At 42.5% G+C, this 18,887-nt stretch carries 14 protein-coding genes; 5 read left to right on the top strand and 9 right to left on the bottom strand.

What is annotated here, in order from left to right:
* Positions 1-8: 8 nt before the first annotated feature.
* On the bottom strand, positions 9-1,931 hold the full coding sequence (locus ISP07_RS00515; RefSeq protein WP_054551538.1) for a PrkA family serine protein kinase: 1,923 nt from the start codon (positions 1,929-1,931) through the stop codon (positions 9-11).
* Between the two features lie 239 nt (positions 1,932-2,170).
* The gene (locus tag ISP07_RS00510) at positions 2,171-2,752 is read right to left on the bottom strand and encodes a superoxide dismutase (protein WP_054551537.1); all 582 of its coding nucleotides are present in this window, start codon (positions 2,750-2,752) and stop codon (positions 2,171-2,173) included.
* A 264-nt stretch (positions 2,753-3,016) separates the two neighbouring features.
* On the opposite strand from ISP07_RS00510, the gene ISP07_RS00505 reads away from it, so the two are divergent.
* Entirely contained in the window at positions 3,017-3,355 is a 339-nt protein-coding gene (locus ISP07_RS00505; protein ID WP_054551536.1) for a Grx4 family monothiol glutaredoxin, read from the top strand.
* A 55-nt stretch (positions 3,356-3,410) separates the two neighbouring features.
* Here ISP07_RS00505 and ISP07_RS00500 read toward each other — a convergent pair whose 3' ends face one another.
* The 6 genes from ISP07_RS00500 to ISP07_RS00475 all read right to left on the bottom strand — a co-directional run bounded on the left by ISP07_RS00500 (position 3,411) and on the right by ISP07_RS00475 (position 10,628).
* Positions 3,411-4,703: a sensor histidine kinase gene (locus ISP07_RS00500; protein WP_209326474.1), complete on the bottom strand. Its 1,293-nt coding sequence runs from the start codon at positions 4,701-4,703 to the stop codon at positions 3,411-3,413.
* On the bottom strand, positions 4,703-6,031 hold the full coding sequence (locus ISP07_RS00495; protein ID WP_209326473.1) for a sigma-54-dependent transcriptional regulator: 1,329 nt from the start codon (positions 6,029-6,031) through the stop codon (positions 4,703-4,705). Before ISP07_RS00495 ends, ISP07_RS00500 begins: the two co-directional genes overlap by 1 nt.
* An 81-nt stretch (positions 6,032-6,112) precedes the next feature.
* Complete coding sequence (locus ISP07_RS00490) at positions 6,113-7,318, bottom strand: ABC transporter permease (protein WP_209326472.1); 1,206 nt, start codon at positions 7,316-7,318, stop codon at positions 6,113-6,115.
* 11 nt (positions 7,319-7,329) lie between these two features.
* Positions 7,330-8,643: an ABC transporter permease gene (locus ISP07_RS00485; protein WP_209326471.1), complete on the bottom strand. Its 1,314-nt coding sequence runs from the start codon at positions 8,641-8,643 to the stop codon at positions 7,330-7,332.
* Positions 8,644-8,645: 2 nt separating this feature from the next.
* Entirely contained in the window at positions 8,646-9,353 is a 708-nt protein-coding gene (locus ISP07_RS00480) for an ABC transporter ATP-binding protein (protein ID WP_054551528.1), read from the bottom strand.
* A gap of 21 nt (positions 9,354-9,374) precedes the next feature.
* Complete coding sequence (locus ISP07_RS00475; RefSeq protein WP_209326470.1) at positions 9,375-10,628, bottom strand: efflux RND transporter periplasmic adaptor subunit; 1,254 nt, start codon at positions 10,626-10,628, stop codon at positions 9,375-9,377.
* Between the two features lie 695 nt (positions 10,629-11,323).
* Here ISP07_RS00475 and gltB point away from each other — a divergent pair.
* From gltB to ISP07_RS00455, 4 genes are all read left to right on the top strand, one after another.
* Entirely contained in the window at positions 11,324-15,781 is a 4,458-nt protein-coding gene (gene gltB / locus ISP07_RS00470; RefSeq protein ID WP_209326469.1) for a glutamate synthase large subunit, read from the top strand.
* A 9-nt stretch (positions 15,782-15,790) separates the two neighbouring features.
* Positions 15,791-17,206 (top strand): FAD-dependent oxidoreductase, encoded by a 1,416-nt coding sequence (locus ISP07_RS00465; RefSeq protein ID WP_209326468.1) that lies wholly within the window; start codon positions 15,791-15,793, stop codon positions 17,204-17,206.
* Positions 17,207-17,468: 262 nt separating this feature from the next.
* Positions 17,469-17,681, top strand: coding sequence for a hypothetical protein (locus ISP07_RS00460; RefSeq protein WP_228290467.1), 213 nt, complete (start codon positions 17,469-17,471; stop codon positions 17,679-17,681).
* 12 nt (positions 17,682-17,693) lie between these two features.
* Positions 17,694-18,386 (top strand): response regulator, encoded by a 693-nt coding sequence (locus tag ISP07_RS00455; RefSeq protein ID WP_209326467.1) that lies wholly within the window; start codon positions 17,694-17,696, stop codon positions 18,384-18,386.
* Here ISP07_RS00455 and ISP07_RS00450 read toward each other — a convergent pair.
* A complete protein-coding gene (locus ISP07_RS00450) occupies positions 18,379-18,867 on the bottom strand; it encodes a hypothetical protein (RefSeq protein ID WP_138600461.1) in 489 nt (162 codons plus the stop codon). The two genes, ISP07_RS00455 and ISP07_RS00450, sit on opposite strands and share 8 nt — an antisense overlap.
* Positions 18,868-18,887: the final 20 nt, after the last annotated feature.

Raw genomic sequence — 18,887 nt, 5'->3', positions numbered from 1 at the left:
AACGTTTTTTACTGCGATTTTCTAACGCGTAAATACCATTCAGAAAGTAAACGTACTTGTTTTTGGGTATAGCCTTTCTCAACCATACGATTGACAAAGTCTTCGTGTTTTTTCTGATCTTCAGCCGAGGTTTTCGCATTGAAGGAAATAACCGGCAGCAGATCTTCGGTATTTGAGAACATTTTCTTCTCAATAACCGTGCGAAGTTTTTCGTAGCTGGTCCAAAGCGGATTCTTGCCTTGGTTGTGGGCACGCGCACGCAGTACGAAATTGACTATTTCATTACGGAAATCTTTAGGGTTTGAAATACCCGCAGGTTTTTCAATCTTCTCAAGCTCTGCGTTAAGCGCAGCACGGTCAAATAACTGGCCGGTATCTGGGTCACGGTATTCTTGATCTTGGATCCAGAAATCAGCATACGTCACATAGCGGTCAAAGATGTTTTGCCCATATTCAGAGTATGATTCTAAATAGGCTGTTTGTAACTCTTTACCGATAAACTCTACATACTGAGGAATGAGGTAGCCTTTTAAGTGGCTTAAGTAACGCTCTTCAACGTCGGCGGTAAATTGCTCACGCTCAATTTGCTGTTCAAGAACATAGAATAAGTGCACTGGGTTGGCAGCCACTTCAGTGGTATCGAAGTTAAATACCCGTGATAGAATCTTGAACGCAAAGCGGGTAGAAAGCCCTGTCATGCCCTCATCAACACCCGCGTAATCGCGGTATTCTTGATACGACTTAGCTTTCGGATCAGTATCTTTTAAGCTTTCGCCGTCATAGACCCGCATTTTTGAATAGATACTTGAGTTTTCTGGCTCTTTAATTCGCGAAAGGGTGGTAAATTGTGCCAGTGTTTTTAATGTGCCCGGTGCACAAGGCGCATCATGTAATTCACTGTTTTCGAGTAGTTTGTTGTAAATTTTAACTTCTTCAGATACACGTAAACAATAAGGCACTTTGACGATGTAAACACGGTCTAAAAATGCTTCATTGTTTTTGTTGTTCTTAAATGTTTGCCACTCAGATTCATTTGAGTGAGCTAAAATCATGCCATTAAACGGCAGGGCACTAATGCCTTCTGTGCCGTTGTAATTGCCTTCTTGCGTTGCTGTAAGCAGTGGGTGTAGCACCTTGATTGGCGCTTTAAACATTTCCACAAATTCCATTAAGCCTTGGTTCGCTAAACAAAGTGCACCTGAGTAGGCATAGGCATCAGGGTCGTTCTGTGCAAAGTGCTCAAGCTGGCGAATATCGACTTTACCCACTAACGCTGAAATGTCTTGATTGTTTTCATCGCCGGGCTCGGTTTTCGCAATCGCGACTTGATTTAAAATAGATGGGAAGCGCTTAACCACTCTAAATTGGCTAATATCACCATTAAATTCACTTAAACGTTTTGCGGCCCACGGTGACATCACTGTTTTTAAATAACGCGGTTTAATGCCGTATTCTTTTTCTAAAAGTTCAGCGTCTTCATTTGGGTCAAATAACGCTAAAGGGTGGTCGTTAACAGGCGAGCCTTTGATTGAGTAAATAGGTACCTGCTGCATTAAGTATTTTAGCTTTTCAGCAATAGATGATTTACCGCCACCTACTGGGCCAAGTAAATACAGTACTTGCTTACATTCTTCTAAGCCTTGCGCAGCATGTTTTAAATAAGAGACGATTTGCTCAATGGCATCTTCCATACCATAAAAATCGTGAAATGCAGGGTAGCGTGCAACTACGCGATTAGAAAAGAGCCTGCTTAAGCGCGCATCGGTTGATGTGTCGATAATCTCCGGCTCACCAATGGCCATCAGTAGCCGTTCAGGTGCGCTGGCATAAGCTGATTTATCCTTCTTACAGATCTCGAGAAATTCCTCAATACTGTATTCTTCTTCTTGCGCTGCTTCGTATCGTGATTGGTAATGCTCAAAAATACTCATAGAGACCTCCGAAAACCCGCTAAAATGACGTGTAATTAGATTAAGAGAAAAGCAAAGGCTAATTAAAGCTTAGTCACGATTTTGAATTTTTGCGCAAGAAAATTAAGAATTTAATTGAAAAAAGCTCATCTTGATTACGCTTTTTGGCTGAGGGCTTGGCTGCGACTTAGAAGGGGCGTGCACTGGCAACAAAAAAGACGCCGAAGCGTCTTTTTTTGATTACTGTGTGTAACAGAAGATTAAGCGAAGTTAGCGTTCGCGAAGTCCCAGTTAACTAATGCCCAGAAACCTTTTAGGTAATCTGGACGAACGTTACGGTAATCGATGTAGTAAGCGTGTTCCCAAAGATCCACAGTTAGGATTGGAGTAACACCTTCATCAGTTAATGGCGTTGCAGCATTTGATGTGTTAACGATATCAAGTGTGCCGTCAGCTAGTTTAACTAACCAAGTCCAGCTTGAACCGAAGTTGTTTACTGCTTTGTCGTTTAACGCTTCTTTGAATGCGTCGAAAGAACCCCATTTAGCGTTGATCGCGTCAGCGATTGCGCCTGTAGGCTCGCCACCACCGTTTGGAGATAGGCTGTTCCAGTAGAACGTGTGGTTCCAGATTTGTGCAGCATTGTTAAATACGCCACCTTCTGAAGAACATACGATTTCTTCTAGAGATTTGTTTTCGAATTCTGTGCCTGGGATCAGACCGTTTAATTTCACAACGTAAGTGTTGTGGTGTTTACCGTGGTGAAACTCTAGAGTCTCTTTTGAAATATGTGGCTCTAATGCATCGATTGCGTATGGTAGTGACGGTAGTTCAAATGCCATTTTTTATCTCCATCTTCTTGGTTGATAGTCCACTCAGTTATAGGTAATAGCAAGGTAAACAGCGTACTTCCCTATACCAAGTGGTATTATAGTGTTACTATAATTGTTGAGTATTTTACTCAAGTTTTAGCAAACAGCAATGCTATTGCTAAAGACTATTTAAAATTGTGGCTACGAATGCCGATTTTAAGTTATATATCTGAGGCCACAGTGAAACTTTTTCAAGGCCAATGTAGTAAGCCAATGTCTTTTTTGAGGTTGTAAATGGAAACCATCGATAAAATTAAACAGCAAATTTCTGAAAATCCTATCCTTCTTTACATGAAAGGATCACCAAAGTTACCTAACTGTGGTTTTTCTTCACAAGCATCACAAGCACTTATGGCGTGTGGTGAGCAGTTTGCTTACGTTGACATTCTACTTAACCCAGATATCCGTGCAGAGTTACCTGCATACGCAAACTGGCCAACATTCCCACAACTATGGGTAGAAGGCGAGCTTATCGGTGGTTGTGACATTATCATCGAAATGTTTCAACGTGGTGAATTACAGCCACTAATCACTGAAACAGCTGCAAAGTACAAAGAAAAAGACGCTGAATAATTATATTTAGTGTAGAGAAAAGCCGCTGATTGCGGCTTTTTTTATATCAAATTTATCAAGCTGGCAGCAAAACATGCACGCTTAATCCACCTTGCTCGCGGTTATGCAAGCTAATTTGCCCGTGGTGCGCTTCAACTATTTCCCTGCAAAGTGCTAACCCTAAGCCGCTGCCTGTTGCTTTGGTTGAATAAAAGGGAATAAGTGCGTTAGCCATTACAGCTTCACTCATACCTTTGCCTTTATCACTCACCGTGATGTGTGTGCCACTTGCTTCTTGTTGCACTGTTAAGCTGACATCTTCGGGGTTTGACCCTGACTCATAGGCATTTTTTAATAAGTTTATAAGTAACTGTTCGAGCTGAGTGTGATCAGCGTCAGTTGTCACTCGCTGATCAAGTGATACCTCGACCTGCCACTGACTTTTTAACTGCTCAATCAGCGTCGGCCAGTTAATCGTTGATAGTTGAGGGGTGGGTAACTTGGCAAATTTACCATAGCCTTGTACAAACTCATTAAGGTGTTTTATGCGGTCTTTAATGGTGGTAAATACCCGTTTTAAGCGTGGTTCATCGACTTCTTTTGTTAAAAGTTGTGCGCTATGAAGCATCGACGACATTGGCCCAAGGGAGTTGTTAAGCTCATGGCTAATAATACGAATAACTTTTTTCCAAACCTCTACTTCTTGGCGGCTTAGTTCGCGGGTCAGCTGTTTAAAAACATACAGTTGATGAAACTGATTATTAAGTAATAATCGGCCTGTTGCCATATGCCAAGTTTGTGATTCTTGATCTGCTTTGTCGAGGGTAAATAAACCATCAACGCCTTTGTGAATCGCGCGGGTTAATTGCTCGCAGCTTGAATCTAATAAGTTTTCAAGCTTTGCGCCTTCAAGGGCTGATTTAGCATCAAGTAAGCTGCGGGCACTGTGGTTGCTATAAACAATAAAGCCTTGGTCGTTAGTCAAAAGCACAGCTTGTGGGGAGCTTTGCAGTACTTTGTCGAGCATCAACTCACGCTGATAAATCCATTGTTTTTCTTGGCGAAGCTGTTTTGCAGTTTGGTTATAAAGCCGGCATAAATCGCCAAGCTCATCGCTGCCATCATAGGCTAATAATGTGGCCAGCTCACCATCTTTAAAATTAAGCAGCCCGGTTTCGAGCGAGTTCATACCATCAATGAGCGGAGCTGATAATTGTGCGGCAAAAAAACCGCTTATCAAGGTGCAAGCGAGCAGGGCTAACAGGCTGTAAAGCAAGCTTATACCCGCAAAATAACACACCAATATAAGCGGCAATGCAGAAGCAGCAATACACAAAGTTATGATTTTATATCGAAACGAAGAACGCATTAGTATTCAATCTTAAATTTATCAAGCCTGCGATAAAGCGCTTGGCGGCTTAAGCCAAAATGGCGAGCCACTTTAGCAATCACACCTTTGTACTCGCGCATGGCAAGTTCGATCTCTTGTTTGTTAGGCTCAGCTCTTGTTTGTGTTGGGCTGTTTGTTTCAACTTGTAAGCCAAAATCAGCAAGCTCAATCACCCCTGTGGGTTTTAAAACTGCAGCACGTTTACAGGCATTTTCAAGCTCACGAACATTACCCGGCCAGCTATGGGCGAGCAGGGCTTTTTCTGTACTAAGCGACAGTGTGCGCTCAGGTAAAAAGTGCGCGACTAAAGCTAAAATATCATCTGGGCGATGGGCAAGGCTTGGTAAATTTAACTCAATTACATTTAAGCGGTAGTAAAGGTCTTCACGAAATTGACCTGTTTTAATTGCATGGCTTAAATCTTCATTGGTAGCTGAAATCACTCGGACATTCACTTTACGTGTTTGTGTTGAACCTAAACGTTCAAATTCACCAGTTTGTAAAATGCGTAATAATTTCATTTGTCCAGAAAGTGGCAAGTTACCAATTTCGTCTAAAAATAGGGTGCCACCATCGGCCGCTTCAAAACGACCAATACGCTGTTTAGTAATACCTGTATAGGCGCCCGCTTCTGCACCAAATAACTCAGCCTCAATAAGCTCGCTTGGTAAAGCACCCGCATTAACAGTGATAAAGGGTTTATCTGCTAATAATGAATTGGCCTGTATTATTTGCGCAATGCGCTCTTTACCACTGCCGTTAGGGCCTGTGATCAACACCGAAATATCCGATTTAGCCACTTGAATCGCAAGATTAACAATGTGCTCCATAGCGGTACTTTTATAAACCAAGCCTACTAAATTTGCTTGTTGTACAGATGCGTCACGTTCTTGCTGGTGGCGGGTAAAGGTTTCGTTTTGTTGTTTTGCTTTACCCAGCTCGATTAGGTTATTTACACAAGTAAGTAGCTTGGCATCGTCCCATGGTTTTGGTAAATAATCAGCAGCCCCTGCTTTGACAAGTTCAACGGCAGTAGAAAGCTCTGTCCATGCGGTGATCAAAATAATCGGTAAGTGAGGATTAATGTCTCGTAAGGCATAAAAAAGTTCTTTGCCTTCTTCGCCGGAAGTGGTGTCGGCGGTGAAGTTCATGTCTTGAATAACAAGCGCTATGCGTTGGTATTGTACGGCTTGAATTGCCTCAAACGGGTTACTTGCTGTAACAACATCAAAACCGTGAATTTCGAGTAATAACGACAATGCATCCAAAATGGCTGGGTTATCGTCGACGATAAGTATTTTTTCCATATTATTGTTTTAGTTATTTTCCTAATAAGGGTGCAAGATGAATGCTACACTGTTAATCCAGTGTAGCATAGGTTGGGAGAACTAAATTGTTCGAGTTGCAATGCTCGGTGAGATATTCGCAGCCCGTTTTGCAGGGGCAAGTACCGCTAATAAACTCATAACGAACACTGCCAGCGCAGTAGCAAGTACGTAACTAATATCAAGCTGAGCAATTGAAAAGTGCTGCATCAGTAATTGCCCTAAATACACGGCAGCAATCACACCAATCACTAAACCAACTATACATATCATGGCGTTTTCAACTAAGAAGTAACTGATGATGGCAGATTTTCTGGCGCCTAAAGCGCGGCGAGTACCTATTTGTTTAGTACGCTTGCTAATATTGAACAGCGTTAGGCCGAAAATACCCAGAGCCGTCACCAACACTAAAATAGTAATAAGTACAATCAGCATGCGCATCATTAATGTATCTTCAGCCATGTATGACTCTTTATCGTCATCTAAGCCACGAATGCGAGAAATAACACGTTTGTTGTAGTTTTTCAGCATGGCTTCTTCAACACGGTTCATGACCGATTGACGTTGACCAGGCTCTGTTCTAACCACAAAGCGTGCATTTGTACCAGGCTTAATAAAAGGCAGCAGTGCTACGTTATCTGGGCGGCTGTCTTTAAGCCATGGGCCCTTCATAAGATCAATTACACCAATTATTTTCATTGGAATGTCACCAAAATAGACAGTTTGGCCTAAACCATTGCCATCAGGGAACAGCTCATCGAGTAGGGTTTTAGTGACAACGGTTACTTTTGAAAGCTCATCATAATTATCGGTGACGATCACTTCGTCTTCGGTGTAATTACGCCCAGCAATGAGTTTAACGCCATAGGTATTAATGCCATGTTCATCGATAAACATGTAAGAGCTACGGGCTGATTTACTCTCTTCAGGTGCTGGCTTTAAGCTAAAATCAGACGAAGAGCCACTGCCCGAAAGTGGTGTAGTACTCGAATAAGCCGCATCAACGACCCCAGGTATTTGACGAAGCATGGCTTCATCAAGTTCATATTGCTGAGACGGTGATACATCTTTGCCAAACATCATGACATGAAAAACGAAAATATCTTGTTCAGGGTAGCCAGTCTCTTGGCTTAAATAGCTAATTCTGTCTTGAATAATAAACGCTGCGTTACTGACAATTGCAGTGGTGATGGCAATTTGGATCAGTAATAAAATAGCGCCAACTTTTGAGCGGCATAAGGCGTGAAAGATAGGTTTAATTTCTAACATGGGTGTCTTCCTTATTGGCTCTTAAGATAAATAGCAGGGTTGGTTTTACATACTAGCCAAGCAGGGTACAGACCTGCTATCACACAGGTGCTAATTGCAATCACCGGTGCGCTGAGTAGCATGGTTAAATCCATAGTGGCTAAGCTTTGGTAGTAGCTATAGCTTTGACGTACGCCTAATAAACCCACTTGCGCTAAAATAATACCCAAGATGCCACCTAAGAAACCTAACATGGCAACCTCAACAATATGTTGAAAGAATATTTGGCGTTTGCTGGCACCTAATGCACGGCGTACACCGACCTCAGGAGCGCGGCGCAAGAACTTCGCTAGTAATAAACCTAAAATGTTGGCAAGGCATACCGCTAAAAACATAAAGCTTAAGCCAACCAGAATCTCGTTGTCTTCGCTAACAACATTGTTGTACTGCATCCACTCATTTACATCGCGTAAGGTAGCGGTTAATTTTTCGCGGTTAAAACGACCCAGCTTTTGTTGCTCTTGCATATAGGCCATTAAAAAGTCTTGGTAAGCTTGCTTTTCTGCAGGTGTTTTTAGTTCAACCCAAAATTGTAACCACACCATTTCAGAATTGAGTTTGTCGTTAAAGGTATTGGTTTTTTCGTGCTTCCAACCATTGGTATTACCCCAGTTTTCAAGCTCTCGGGCTTTCATTAGGCTAAATGGTAAAAACAGTTGCTCGGTCTTATTAAATGCACCGTTGTTCAGATCATAGTATTTGGTGGTGATATCCCAATCATCAATCACGCCAATAACTTCGTAGCTGGCATCATCAAGGTACACCATTTTGCCGACAGGGTTTTCACCAGCAAAGAGCTTGTCGTTTAATTCTTTATTGATCACCACAACAGGGGCGGCATCGGCTTCTTGTTGCGCGCTCCAAACCCCACCGTAAATAAACGATAGGTTAAACATATCGAAAAAATGAGGCGTGGTTAGGCGTGCTTGTCCAATAAATGGTTTAACTTTATCTGAGTCTAAATAAACCGAAAAACCCGTTCTAACCATAGTGACACGTTTGCCACCCGCATTCGCTTGATTAAGGTTAACGGCATCCTGATAAGTTAATTGCAGTGGCATGTTATCGACTGTCCACCACGTACGGCCTTCATCCATGGTTTGTAGCTGTACAGTATAAAGGTCACTACTTTTTTCAGGAATAGGGTCTGCTGACATCATGTGATACACAGATAAGCTTGTCATGGTTACGCCAATACCAATGGCAATGGCCAGTACCATTAAAAAGCTCACAAGTGGCGTGCGCTTAAAGCTGCGCCAGCTTAAATCTAAATAATGAAGGAACATGGTTACACTCCAGCCGCTTTAAGATTTTGAGTGCCTTGGTACAAGGTGAAGTCAGCTAATTGGCCGTCAACAACTTGGATATTACGAGGTGCTCTGCGGGCAAGCTCTGGATCATGGGTTACCATGATGATGGTTGCGCCATCACGGTTGATTTGCTCAAGCAGCTCCATTACCTGACGCGCCATTAGGCTATCTAAATTACCAGTTGGCTCATCGGCGAGTAAAAAGCGTGGTTCACCTGCAAGGGCTCTGGCAATAGCCACACGTTGCTGTTGACCACCAGAAAGTTGTTGCGGTAAGTGCTTAGCGCGTGATGCTAAACCAACTTGCTCTAGGCATTGCTCAATACGGCGTTTACGCTCAGCGGCTTTGATACCGCGATAACGCAGTGGCACTTCAATATTTTCATAGAGGTTCAAATCTGGAATAAGGTTAAAGCCTTGGAAAATAAAACCAATTTTTTGATTGCGAAGATCTGCGCGCTGGTTGTCATTTAATTTACCGACATCTATGCCATCTAACATGTATTGGCCTTCGCTGAATGGTTCTAACATACCGGCGATATTTAAAAAGGTGGTTTTACCTGAGCCACTCGGGCCCGTTACGGCAATAAATTCACCTTCTTCTACTTGTAGGTTGAAGTCGCGAAGGGCGTGCGTTTGTACCATATCTGTTTGATACACTTTACTGATGTTGTTCATTGTAAGCATGTTGATTATTCCTTTTATTTGTTAGCGTAAAACCAGTGTGGGTGCTTTTTTAAAGCGATCGTAATTCGAGATAATTAACTTATCGCCAGGCTCTACGCCTTCGATAATCTCGACAGCATTGATACTGCTTGCACCGGTTTTTATATCGATTAAATAAGCCATGTCACCGTCAACCTTATAGGCATAGGTGCCACCTTGTTGTAAGAATGCGCCGCGTTTTACTTGTAATACATCGTCGCGATTCTCTAATAAAATACGTGCGGTTAAGCGTTGGTTTTGGCGGATGCCAGAAATCTCATTGTCAAAACGTACGCGGGTTGTCACCTCGCGGTTATTCACTTCAGGTGATATAGCCGATAGCGTGCCTGTGACATGACGAGCACCTAACGTAAGCTCAACTTGCATACCAAGACCTAGCTCATTGGCGTAGCTTTCTGGTACTTGCAGTTCTGCTTCAAAGTTCCTTAAATCTACCAATGTCATTAATGGTTGGCTTTGTGTGACCGCTTCTTTTTGTTGCACTAATAAGTTACCCACAATGCCGCTTACACTCGCGGTAATAGTGAGTTCATTTACTTGTCTGAGTAAGTCATCAACAATCAGTTGCTGACGTGCCAGATCACGCTCTGCAGCTTTTAGCTCAAATGCGAGGGTATCTTTAGCTAAGCTGACTTCTTGCTCGGCGTGCTTATATGAAAGCTTGGCACGGGCTAAGTCATCAACCGCTTTTTCTAGATCTATTTGGCTAATTAAATGTTTCTCGATAGAGATTTTAGCTCGGCGGTTTTCTCTATCTGCGGCATTGAGTTCAACTTGCGCTAAATCGAGCGCTTTAGTCAGGCTCAGTTTTTGTCTGCGCGCTTCAAGTTGCTTGCGCTGTAATTCGCCTTCTAAACGTGCTAATACCGATTGCTGTTGCTTTAGCTCGTTGGTTAGCTCAGGGCTGGTTACGGTTGCGATCACTTCATTTACTGTAACGCTGTCACCGGCTTTTACTTTTAAATCGACAAAGCCGCGTTCTGGGCTGTAAACCTTTGGCGCATTAGCCGCAACGATTTTACCGCTCGCTGCTACATCTCTGGTGAGTGTCTTTTGGCTTACTTCACTAATTTGTAGGCTTGCTGCATCAACCGAAATGCTGCCATCGTTACTGGCAAACAATGCTTGAAAGCCGAGTGCACCAACAAGTATTACACCTGCAGCTAGTATAAGTGGCTTTTTAATGGTGTTTTTCTTGGCCACGGTAATATCTTGGGCACTGGTATCCTTAATCATCATAACTCCTTACGATTCTCAAAACACACAATCATGAAGCCAACGGCAAGCATGGTAAGTGGAGAAGCCATAAACAAACTGATAGTGAACATTTTGAAATCCTCAATTTCGCTGATGTCTTATCTATACCAGTAGCGTGCCAGTTTTTAATTTATTGATTTTTAATTATTTTATGTTTTAACAGTGAGTTAATGTCTGTCCGCGGACAGAAAAAGTGTCCGCTGCGGACACTTTTAAATTGCTGATTGTTGACGCAAGGGTAAAGAACTCAGTCATTGCGACTAAGGTAGTCTGCTCAGATACGTAGTTTGTAACTATGCTAAAGCCAAGAGTAAATAATGATGCAGTTAGGCTAGTCCAGACCCCGTAAAAAACTGCATTGATATTCATAATTTGAATAATTATTCAAAATAAAGCGCAGTTTACGTTAACGTAAAGTGGCGGGTTTTTAGATTGTTTTTTTACAAGTTGTTAAATTTGACACCAGTGTCATAAAAAAATAACGGGTAAAATACGACTAAATGTAAAAAAATAGCATAGAATTTAAAAAGTGTCTTAAGTGAGAAATATTCATGAATATGAATATGTATTCAAAACTCTATTGACTCATGAGGTATTTGGCGATAGTTTTGTTCGTCTGCTAGCACTGTCACAAAAGACTGAACCGCTAGTCGTTGTAGCAAGGGGAGGGGTCTATGTTATACGACTCAAAATTAGAAAAAGATAATTGTGGCTTTGGCTTAATAGCCCAGGTCAATGGTCAGGCGAGTCACCGCTTGATTCGAACAGCAATCACTGGCTTAGATCGCATGGAGCACCGTGGGGGTATTTCTGCTGATGGTAAAACAGGTGATGGCTGTGGTTTATTAATGCAAAAACCTGATAGCTTCTTTCGTGCTATTGCCAGCGAACATGATTGGCACCTAGGAAAGAACTACGCCGTTGGCATGGTATTTTTAAATGCCGATCCTGTACTTGCGCAAACAGCTAAAGATGTGTTGAGTGAAGAACTCGAAAAAGAAACCTTGAGCATTCAAGGCTGGCGCTTAGTACCTACCGATGCGTCATGTTTAGGGCCCATTGCAAAAAAACAACTACCAGGCTTTGAACAAATTTTTGTAAGCGCACCAGAAGGCTGGCGTCCAAAAGATTTAGAACGTCGCTTGTATGTAGCGCGTCGTCGTGCTGAAAAACGCCTCGAAAACGATGAACATTTTTATATTGCCAGCTTATCTGGTTTAGTTACTGTCTATAAAGGCTTAATGATGCCTGTAGACTTACCTAACTTTTATTTAGACCTAGCTGACATTCGCATGACCAGTGCGATTTGTGTATTCCACCAACGTTTCTCTACTAATACACAACCTCGTTGGCCACTGGCGCAACCATTCCGCTATTTAGCGCATAATGGTGAAATTAATACGATTCAAGGTAACCGCCAATGGGCGCGCGCCCGTGCGTATAAGTTTGCCTCACCACTTATTCCTGATTTGCAATCAGCAGCGCCTTTCGTGAACGAAAGCGGCTCAGACTCTTCTAGCTTAGATAATATGCTTGAGTTGTTCTTAGCGGGTGGCATGGATTTATTCCGTGCAATGCGTATGCTTGTGCCGCCAGCATGGCAAAAAAACCGTGCTATGGATGATGACTTACGTGCATTCTATGACTTTAATTCAATGCATATGGAACCATGGGATGGCCCAGCTGGTATTGTCATGTCTGACGGTCGTTTTGCTGCTTGTAACCTTGACCGTAACGGTTTACGCCCAGCGCGTTATGTAATTACCCAAGATGGTTTTATTACCCTTGCCTCAGAAGTCGGTATTTGGGACTACGCGCCAGACGAAGTGGTTGAAAAAGGCCGTGTTGGCCCAGGTGAGTTATTAGTTATTGATACTCATCAAGGTAAAATTTGGCATTCAGATGAGATTGACCAAGATCTTAAGTCACGCCATCCATATAAAGCATGGCTTGAAGCAAACGTTAAGCGTTTAACGCCATTTGAACAGTTATCTGAAAAAGATGCGGGTAACCGTTCTTTTGATGACGAAACACTGCTTAAGTATCAAAAAATGTTTGGCTACACCAACGAAGAACTTGATAGCGTGATTCGTGTAATGGGTGAAAATGGTCAAGAAGCAACAGGTTCAATGGGTGATGACACGCCATTTGCGGTACTGTCAGAAGGCCATCGCTCACTGTTTGATTACTTCCGACAAAAATTTGCGCAAGTAACCAATCCACCAATTGACCCACTTCGTGAAAATCACGTTATGTCACTGGCAACCTGTATTGGTAGTGAGCAAAACGTATTTAACGAAACAACCGGCCACGCTAAGCGTTTACAGTTTGATACGCCGATTTTGATGTACGCTGATATGCAACAGCTGATCAATGCTGACGATGAGCATTACAGCTACTGTAAAATTGATATCACTTACACACAAGAGGAAGGCTTAGAAAAAGCAATCACACGTATTTGTGATGAAGCACAAGAAAAAGCAGCGTCAGGCTGTGTCATGCTTATTTTAAGTGACCGTAACTTTAGCGAAACGCATTTGCCGATCCCGGCTGCGATGGCGGTTGGTTCAATTCAAAGGCGTTTAGTCGATAATAACTTACGTTGTGAATCTAATATCATCATCGAATCGGGTAGTGTCCGTGATGCGCATCAGTTTGCGGTATTACTTGGTTTTGGTGCAACGGCAATTTATCCGTACCTTGCATATGAATCATTAGTTGCAATGAGTGACAAAAAGATTTTAAACAAGAGCTATTGCGAAGTAACGCTTGCTTATCGTAATGCGATCAACAAGGGTCTGTATAAAATCATGTCGAAAATGGGGATCAGTACTGTCGCTTCGTACCGCTGCTCGATGTTATTTGAGGCAGTTGGTTTATCAGATGCGGTTGTAGAAACCTGTTTTAACGGTGTAGCTAGCCGTATCAAAGGGGCGTGTTTTACTGATTTTGATGATGACCAACGTAAACTTCATAAGCTGGCATTTAGTAAACGTAAGTTATTAAGTCATGGTGGCTTACTAAAATATGTTCACGGTGGTGAGTACCATGCTTATAACCCAGATGTTATTCAAACACTGCAAAAGGCAGTGCGCTCTGGGGATTATAAAGACTACTTGGCTTATGCTGATTTAGTAAATAACCGCCCGATCACCAATTTACGTGACATGTTGGCGGTGAAAATTCCTGATAGCGGTGTGAGTGTTGATGACGTAGAGCCAGCAACTGAGCTTTACAAACGTTTTGACTCAGCAGCAATGAGTATTGGTGCATTATCGCCAGAAGCACATGAAGCACTCGCGATTGCAATGAACCGCTTAGGGGGTTGTTCAAACTCTGGTGAAGGTGGTGAAGACAAGCTTCGCTATGGTACAGAGAAAAACTCACGTATTAAGCAAGTTGCTTCGGGCCGTTTTGGTGTTACACCACATTACTTACGTAGCGCTGATGTCATTCAGATTAAAGTGGCGCAGGGTGCAAAACCAGGTGAGGGTGGTCAATTACCGGGTGAAAAAGTAACGCCGTATATTGCAAAATTACGTTACTCAGTGCCTGGTGTGACCTTGATTTCGCCTCCGCCGCATCACGATATTTACTCGATTGAAGACTTAGCCCAGCTTATTTTCGATTTAAAACAAGTAAACCCAGATGCACTGATCTCGGTGAAACTCGTTTCTGAGCCAGGTGTGGGTACTATCGCAACTGGCGTAGCTAAAGCTTATGCCGATTTAATTACTATTGCTGGTTATGACGGTGGCACAGGTGCAAGCCCGCTTACTTCTGTTAAGTATGCAGGTAGCCCTTGGGAGCTTGGTCTTGCAGAAACCCAACAGGCGCTAGTAGAAAATGGTTTACGTCACCGTATTCGCCTACAAACAGATGGTGGCCTTAAAACGGGGCTAGATATCATTAAGGCGGCTATTCTTGGTGCTGAAAGCTTTGGCTTTGGTACGGGCCCTATGGTGGCACTTGGTTGTAAATACCTACGTATTTGTCACTTAAATAACTGTGCGACCGGTGTTGCAACGCAAGACGATACGCTGCGCCAAAAGCATTATCATGGCCTGCCAGAAATGGCGATGAACTACTTTAAGTTTATAGCCGAAGAAGCACGCCAAATTATGGCAAGCTTAGGTGTCACTCGTTTAACAGATTTAATTGGTCGTTTGGACTTACTTGAAGCAATTGAAGGCAACACAGAGAAACAAAAGAAAGTCGATCTGTCGTCTGTGATTGCTGTGCCTAACAACCCAACGGGTGAAACACTGTATTGTAGTGCGCCAAATAGCTCACACTACTTAGGTCAGCTAAATGAAACCTTGCTTGAAAAAGCCAAGCAAGCAATTGACGAAAAATCGGGTATCTCACTGGTTAACCGTATTTGCAATACAGACCGTTCAGTGGGCGCTATGTTATCTGGCTATATCGCTTCTAAACACGGTAACCAAGGTATGGCTGCTGATCCTGTCTCTGTTGAGCTTCATGGTACAGCGGGTCAATCATTTGGTGTATGGAATGCGGGTGGCCTTGAAATGACACTGGTTGGTGATGCCAATGACTATGTTGGTAAAGGCATGGCTGGCGGTAAGCTAGTAATTCGCCCACCGCTGGGTTCATCGTTCGAAAGCCACAAAGCGACTATTGCCGGTAATACCTGTTTATATGGTGCAACAGGCGGTAAGTTATTTGCTGCAGGCTGTGCCGGTGAGCGTTTTGCAGTGCGTAACTCAGGCGTTCAAGCGGTTGTAGAAGGTGTTGGTGACAATGGCTGTGAATACATGACAGGTGGTGTGGTTTGCGTACTTGGCAAAGTAGGTATTAACTTTGGTGCAGGTATGACAGGAGGATTTGCGTATATTCTTGATGAAGGCAATGACTTTGAAAAACGCATTAACCCTGAGCTTGTTGAAATTGTTACCCTTGAAGGGTTGGCGTCACACCAAGAACATTTACGCGGCCTCATTGCTGAGCATTTAGAGCTTACCGGCTCAAACCGTGCTGAGCAGATTTTAGCTAACTTCGATTTATACATGCCAATGTTTAAATTAGTTAAGCCAAAATCTAGTGATGTAAAAAGTTTACTCGGACACCGAGCGCGCAGCAGCGCAGAGCTTCGTGTTCAGGCTCAGTAAGGGGGTAGTATGAGCGAAAATGTATACCAGTTTATCGATGTACAACGTGTTGATCCGCGTAAAAAGCCAATTTCAGCACGTAAACAATCTTTCGTAGAAATCTACGAGCCGTTTTCTGAGACACAAGTTAACTCACAGGCGGATCGCTGTTTAGATTGTGGTAATCCATACTGTGAATGGAAATGCCCAGTGCATAACTATATTCCACAATGGTTAAAACTCATTCGTACTGGCCGTATTTTAGAAGCGGCAGAGCTGTCTCATCGTACAAACAGCTTACCAGAGGTGTGTGGACGAGTTTGTCCACAAGATCGCTTGTGTGAAGGCTCTTGCACACTTGAAGAAGAGTTTGGTGCTGTCACTATCGGTAATATCGAAAAGTACATCACTGATACGGCATTTAAAATGGGCTGGAAACCAGATATGTCGTATGTGGTATGGTCTGACAAAAAAGTGGCTATCATTGGTGCAGGTCCAGCGGGCTTAGGTTGTGCGGATATTTTAGTACGTAACGGTGTTAAGCCTGTGGTGTTTGACCGTCACCCAGAAATCGGTGGCCTTCTTACGTTTGGTATTCCTTCATTCAAACTTGAAAAAGAAGTAATGCAAAAGCGTCGTGAAATTTTCACGGAAATGGGAGTTGAGTTTCAGCTAAACACTGAAGTTGGCGTTGACATTACGCTTGATGAAATTTTGGCTGAATATGATGCCGTATTCTTAGGGGTGGGTACCTATCAAAGTATGCGTGCAGGCCTTGAAAACGAAGATGCTGATGGTGTGTTTGATGCACTGCCGTTTTTAATTGGTAACACTAACCGTGTTATGGGCTATGCAGAAGACAAGCAAGCTTATATCGATATGGCAAACGAAAAAGTTGTCGTGTTAGGCGGTGGTGATACAGCAATGGACTGTGTGAGAACCTCTATCCGACAAGGCGCTACACAGGTTACCTGTGCGTATCGTCGTGACGAAGAAAACATGCCAGGCTCAAAGCGCGAAGTTAAAAATGCTCGTGAAGAGGGCGTTGAGTTTACCTTTAACGTTCAGCCAAAAGGCATTGTGGTTGACGAGCAAGGGAAAGTTGCTGGTGTTAAGATGGTGAAAACCCAACTTGGTGAACCGGACGAAAATGGTCGTCGTCGTGCTGAAGAAGTTGCGGGTTCTGAGCATGTTATTGAAGCAACTAAAGTGCTCATGGCGTTTGGTTTTAAACCTCATAAAATGGATTGGTTAGAACCGTACGGTGTTGAAATCAATCATTGGGGTGGTATCAATGCACCAGAAAAAGGTGAATTTACTCACCAAACAACCAACCCTAAGATTTTTGCCGGTGGCGATATTGTCCGCGGCTCAGATTTAGTGGTAACGGCTATTTTCGAAGGCCGAAATGCCGCAGAAGGGATTATGGATTACTTAGACGTTTAATTCTAAGGCGCCATTCAACACTTTTAAAAGCAAGCTACCGAGCTTGCTTTTTTATTGCCTATCATTTTATTGATACGAATATTTAACCTAGTTTTAGAAAAATAATGAAAAAATAGCGCTTATTACCTAAAATCTAGGAATGAATTTAACTGTTGAACAGAAAAAATTCATTATTTCGTACTAACTCCATATTTGCTCCATATTGTTGCGTTTTAATATTTAGTAGAGGCAGAAGCCCATCTTAATATTTGATGCTAACAACATGGATAAAAAGAAAATGTTTTGCGAACACACAAATGACGAGCAGTTAAGCTTTTTTCAGCCAAATTCGAAATCTGAAAATGATTTACTCAATGAGGTTATGAATAGTGAAGATCTGCACGATATTCTGACTATGGTTTTATTAGATGAAACCTTATCAGATACGCTTAAAGCGATGGTGAAGCAACAACTTAGAACAATAAAAAAAATATAAACGGAAATAGAAATGCCGCAGATATTAGTCGTTGAAGACGACTTAGATATTGCAGAACAAGTGCTGTTGTTCTTCAATGCATCTGGCTTTACTACTCACCACATCACTGATGGCAGTGCTGTGGTTTCGTGGGTTAAAGAAAATAATCCGGATGCGATAATTTTAGATGTAATGTTACCCAATTTAGATGGCGTGGAGTGCATGAAGCAGATCCGCGCTTTTTCTATGGTGCCGATTATTATGGTAACCGCGAAAGTCGAAGAGGCTGACAGGTTAAAAGGGTTGGAACATGGTGCCGATGACTATGTTTGTAAACCTTTTAGCGGTGCAGAGCTGGTGATGCGTGTTAAAGCTATTTTAAGGCGTTGTGCGTCAGCACCTAGTACCGATGTAGTAGTGCAAGCGACTGATGCAATTTGCTTAATAGAAGATGCGCTTGAAGTTGAAATTAAAGGTGTCTCTTTAGGTTTAACAAAAGTGGAATTTGACGTATTTAAACTTTTGTACAAAGCCCCAAAGCGTGTTTTTTCTAGGCAGCAGATACTTGACCATATCCAACCAAACAACTTTGATATTACCGATCGGGTAATCGACAGCCATATTAAAAATATTCGCAAAAAGCTTAAGAGTTTAGATTTCTCTCCTAAGATAGTCGCTTCCGTTTATGGTGCTGGCTATCGCTATGATGAACGTCAAATCAATTGATTTGGCGTTCATCGCTTTCTAAATTACATACTGTTCGATCACCTTTTCGAATCGAATGGCTAAACACATACACTGATAATTCCCTCGTTTTGATATCTTGCCAAATGCGTTTGCTAGCCACAGGGCATAAAGCGTAATGTAAATATTGACTCAAAGCTTCACCTTCTAGAGCAATTTTGCTTGGCGTTTGCACATACACCTGAATTGCATCAGATGAGTAGTTAATTTTATTTAAGCGCCATTGCCCCAGTAAAAACTGTTTGGCAAAAAATTGCGAGATACGCTGTTTCGCCGCTGCAGATAACGGTGGATACTCTTTCGGTTTTTCATAACTCGCATAATAAAACCCAGCACTCAATAGCACACAAGCAAGCGCGGCGCAGATAGGAAGAGGTGATTTTTTGGTTTTTTTAACTTTGCTTTGGCGGTGTTTACGCTCAACAGATTTTGCCCATTGAGCATGCTTTAATGACTCTGACATGGTTCCATTCCACAGTAGTT

This window comes from Pseudoalteromonas sp. PA2MD11 (genome assembly GCF_017808125.1).
Taxonomy (GTDB): domain Bacteria; phylum Pseudomonadota; class Gammaproteobacteria; order Enterobacterales; family Alteromonadaceae; genus Pseudoalteromonas; species Pseudoalteromonas simplex.
The sequence above is the reverse complement of the archived record's forward strand: the minus strand, read 5'-3'. Positions and strand labels throughout refer to the sequence as shown.

Coding starts and splice junctions, on each gene's coding strand:
- ISP07_RS00450 (WP_138600461.1), bottom strand. CDS start 18,867: ATGTCAGAGTCATTAAAGCATGCTCAATGGGCAAAATCTGTTGAGCGT.
- gltB (WP_209326469.1), top strand. CDS start 11,324: ATGTTATACGACTCAAAATTAGAAAAAGATAATTGTGGCTTTGGCTTA.
- ISP07_RS00495 (WP_209326473.1), bottom strand. CDS start 6,031: ATGGAAAAAATACTTATCGTCGACGATAACCCAGCCATTTTGGATGCA.
- ISP07_RS00465 (WP_209326468.1), top strand. CDS start 15,791: ATGAGCGAAAATGTATACCAGTTTATCGATGTACAACGTGTTGATCCG.
- ISP07_RS00480 (WP_054551528.1), bottom strand. CDS start 9,353: ATGCTTACAATGAACAACATCAGTAAAGTGTATCAAACAGATATGGTA.
- ISP07_RS00455 (WP_209326467.1), top strand. CDS start 17,694: ATGCCGCAGATATTAGTCGTTGAAGACGACTTAGATATTGCAGAACAA.
- ISP07_RS00460 (WP_228290467.1), top strand. CDS start 17,469: ATGGATAAAAAGAAAATGTTTTGCGAACACACAAATGACGAGCAGTTA.
- ISP07_RS00475 (WP_209326470.1), bottom strand. CDS start 10,628: ATGATTAAGGATACCAGTGCCCAAGATATTACCGTGGCCAAGAAAAAC.
- ISP07_RS00490 (WP_209326472.1), bottom strand. CDS start 7,318: ATGTTAGAAATTAAACCTATCTTTCACGCCTTATGCCGCTCAAAAGTT.
- ISP07_RS00505 (WP_054551536.1), top strand. CDS start 3,017: ATGGAAACCATCGATAAAATTAAACAGCAAATTTCTGAAAATCCTATC.
- ISP07_RS00515 (WP_054551538.1), bottom strand. CDS start 1,931: ATGAGTATTTTTGAGCATTACCAATCACGATACGAAGCAGCGCAAGAA.
- ISP07_RS00500 (WP_209326474.1), bottom strand. CDS start 4,703: ATGCGTTCTTCGTTTCGATATAAAATCATAACTTTGTGTATTGCTGCT.
- ISP07_RS00485 (WP_209326471.1), bottom strand. CDS start 8,643: ATGTTCCTTCATTATTTAGATTTAAGCTGGCGCAGCTTTAAGCGCACG.
- ISP07_RS00510 (WP_054551537.1), bottom strand. CDS start 2,752: ATGGCATTTGAACTACCGTCACTACCATACGCAATCGATGCATTAGAG.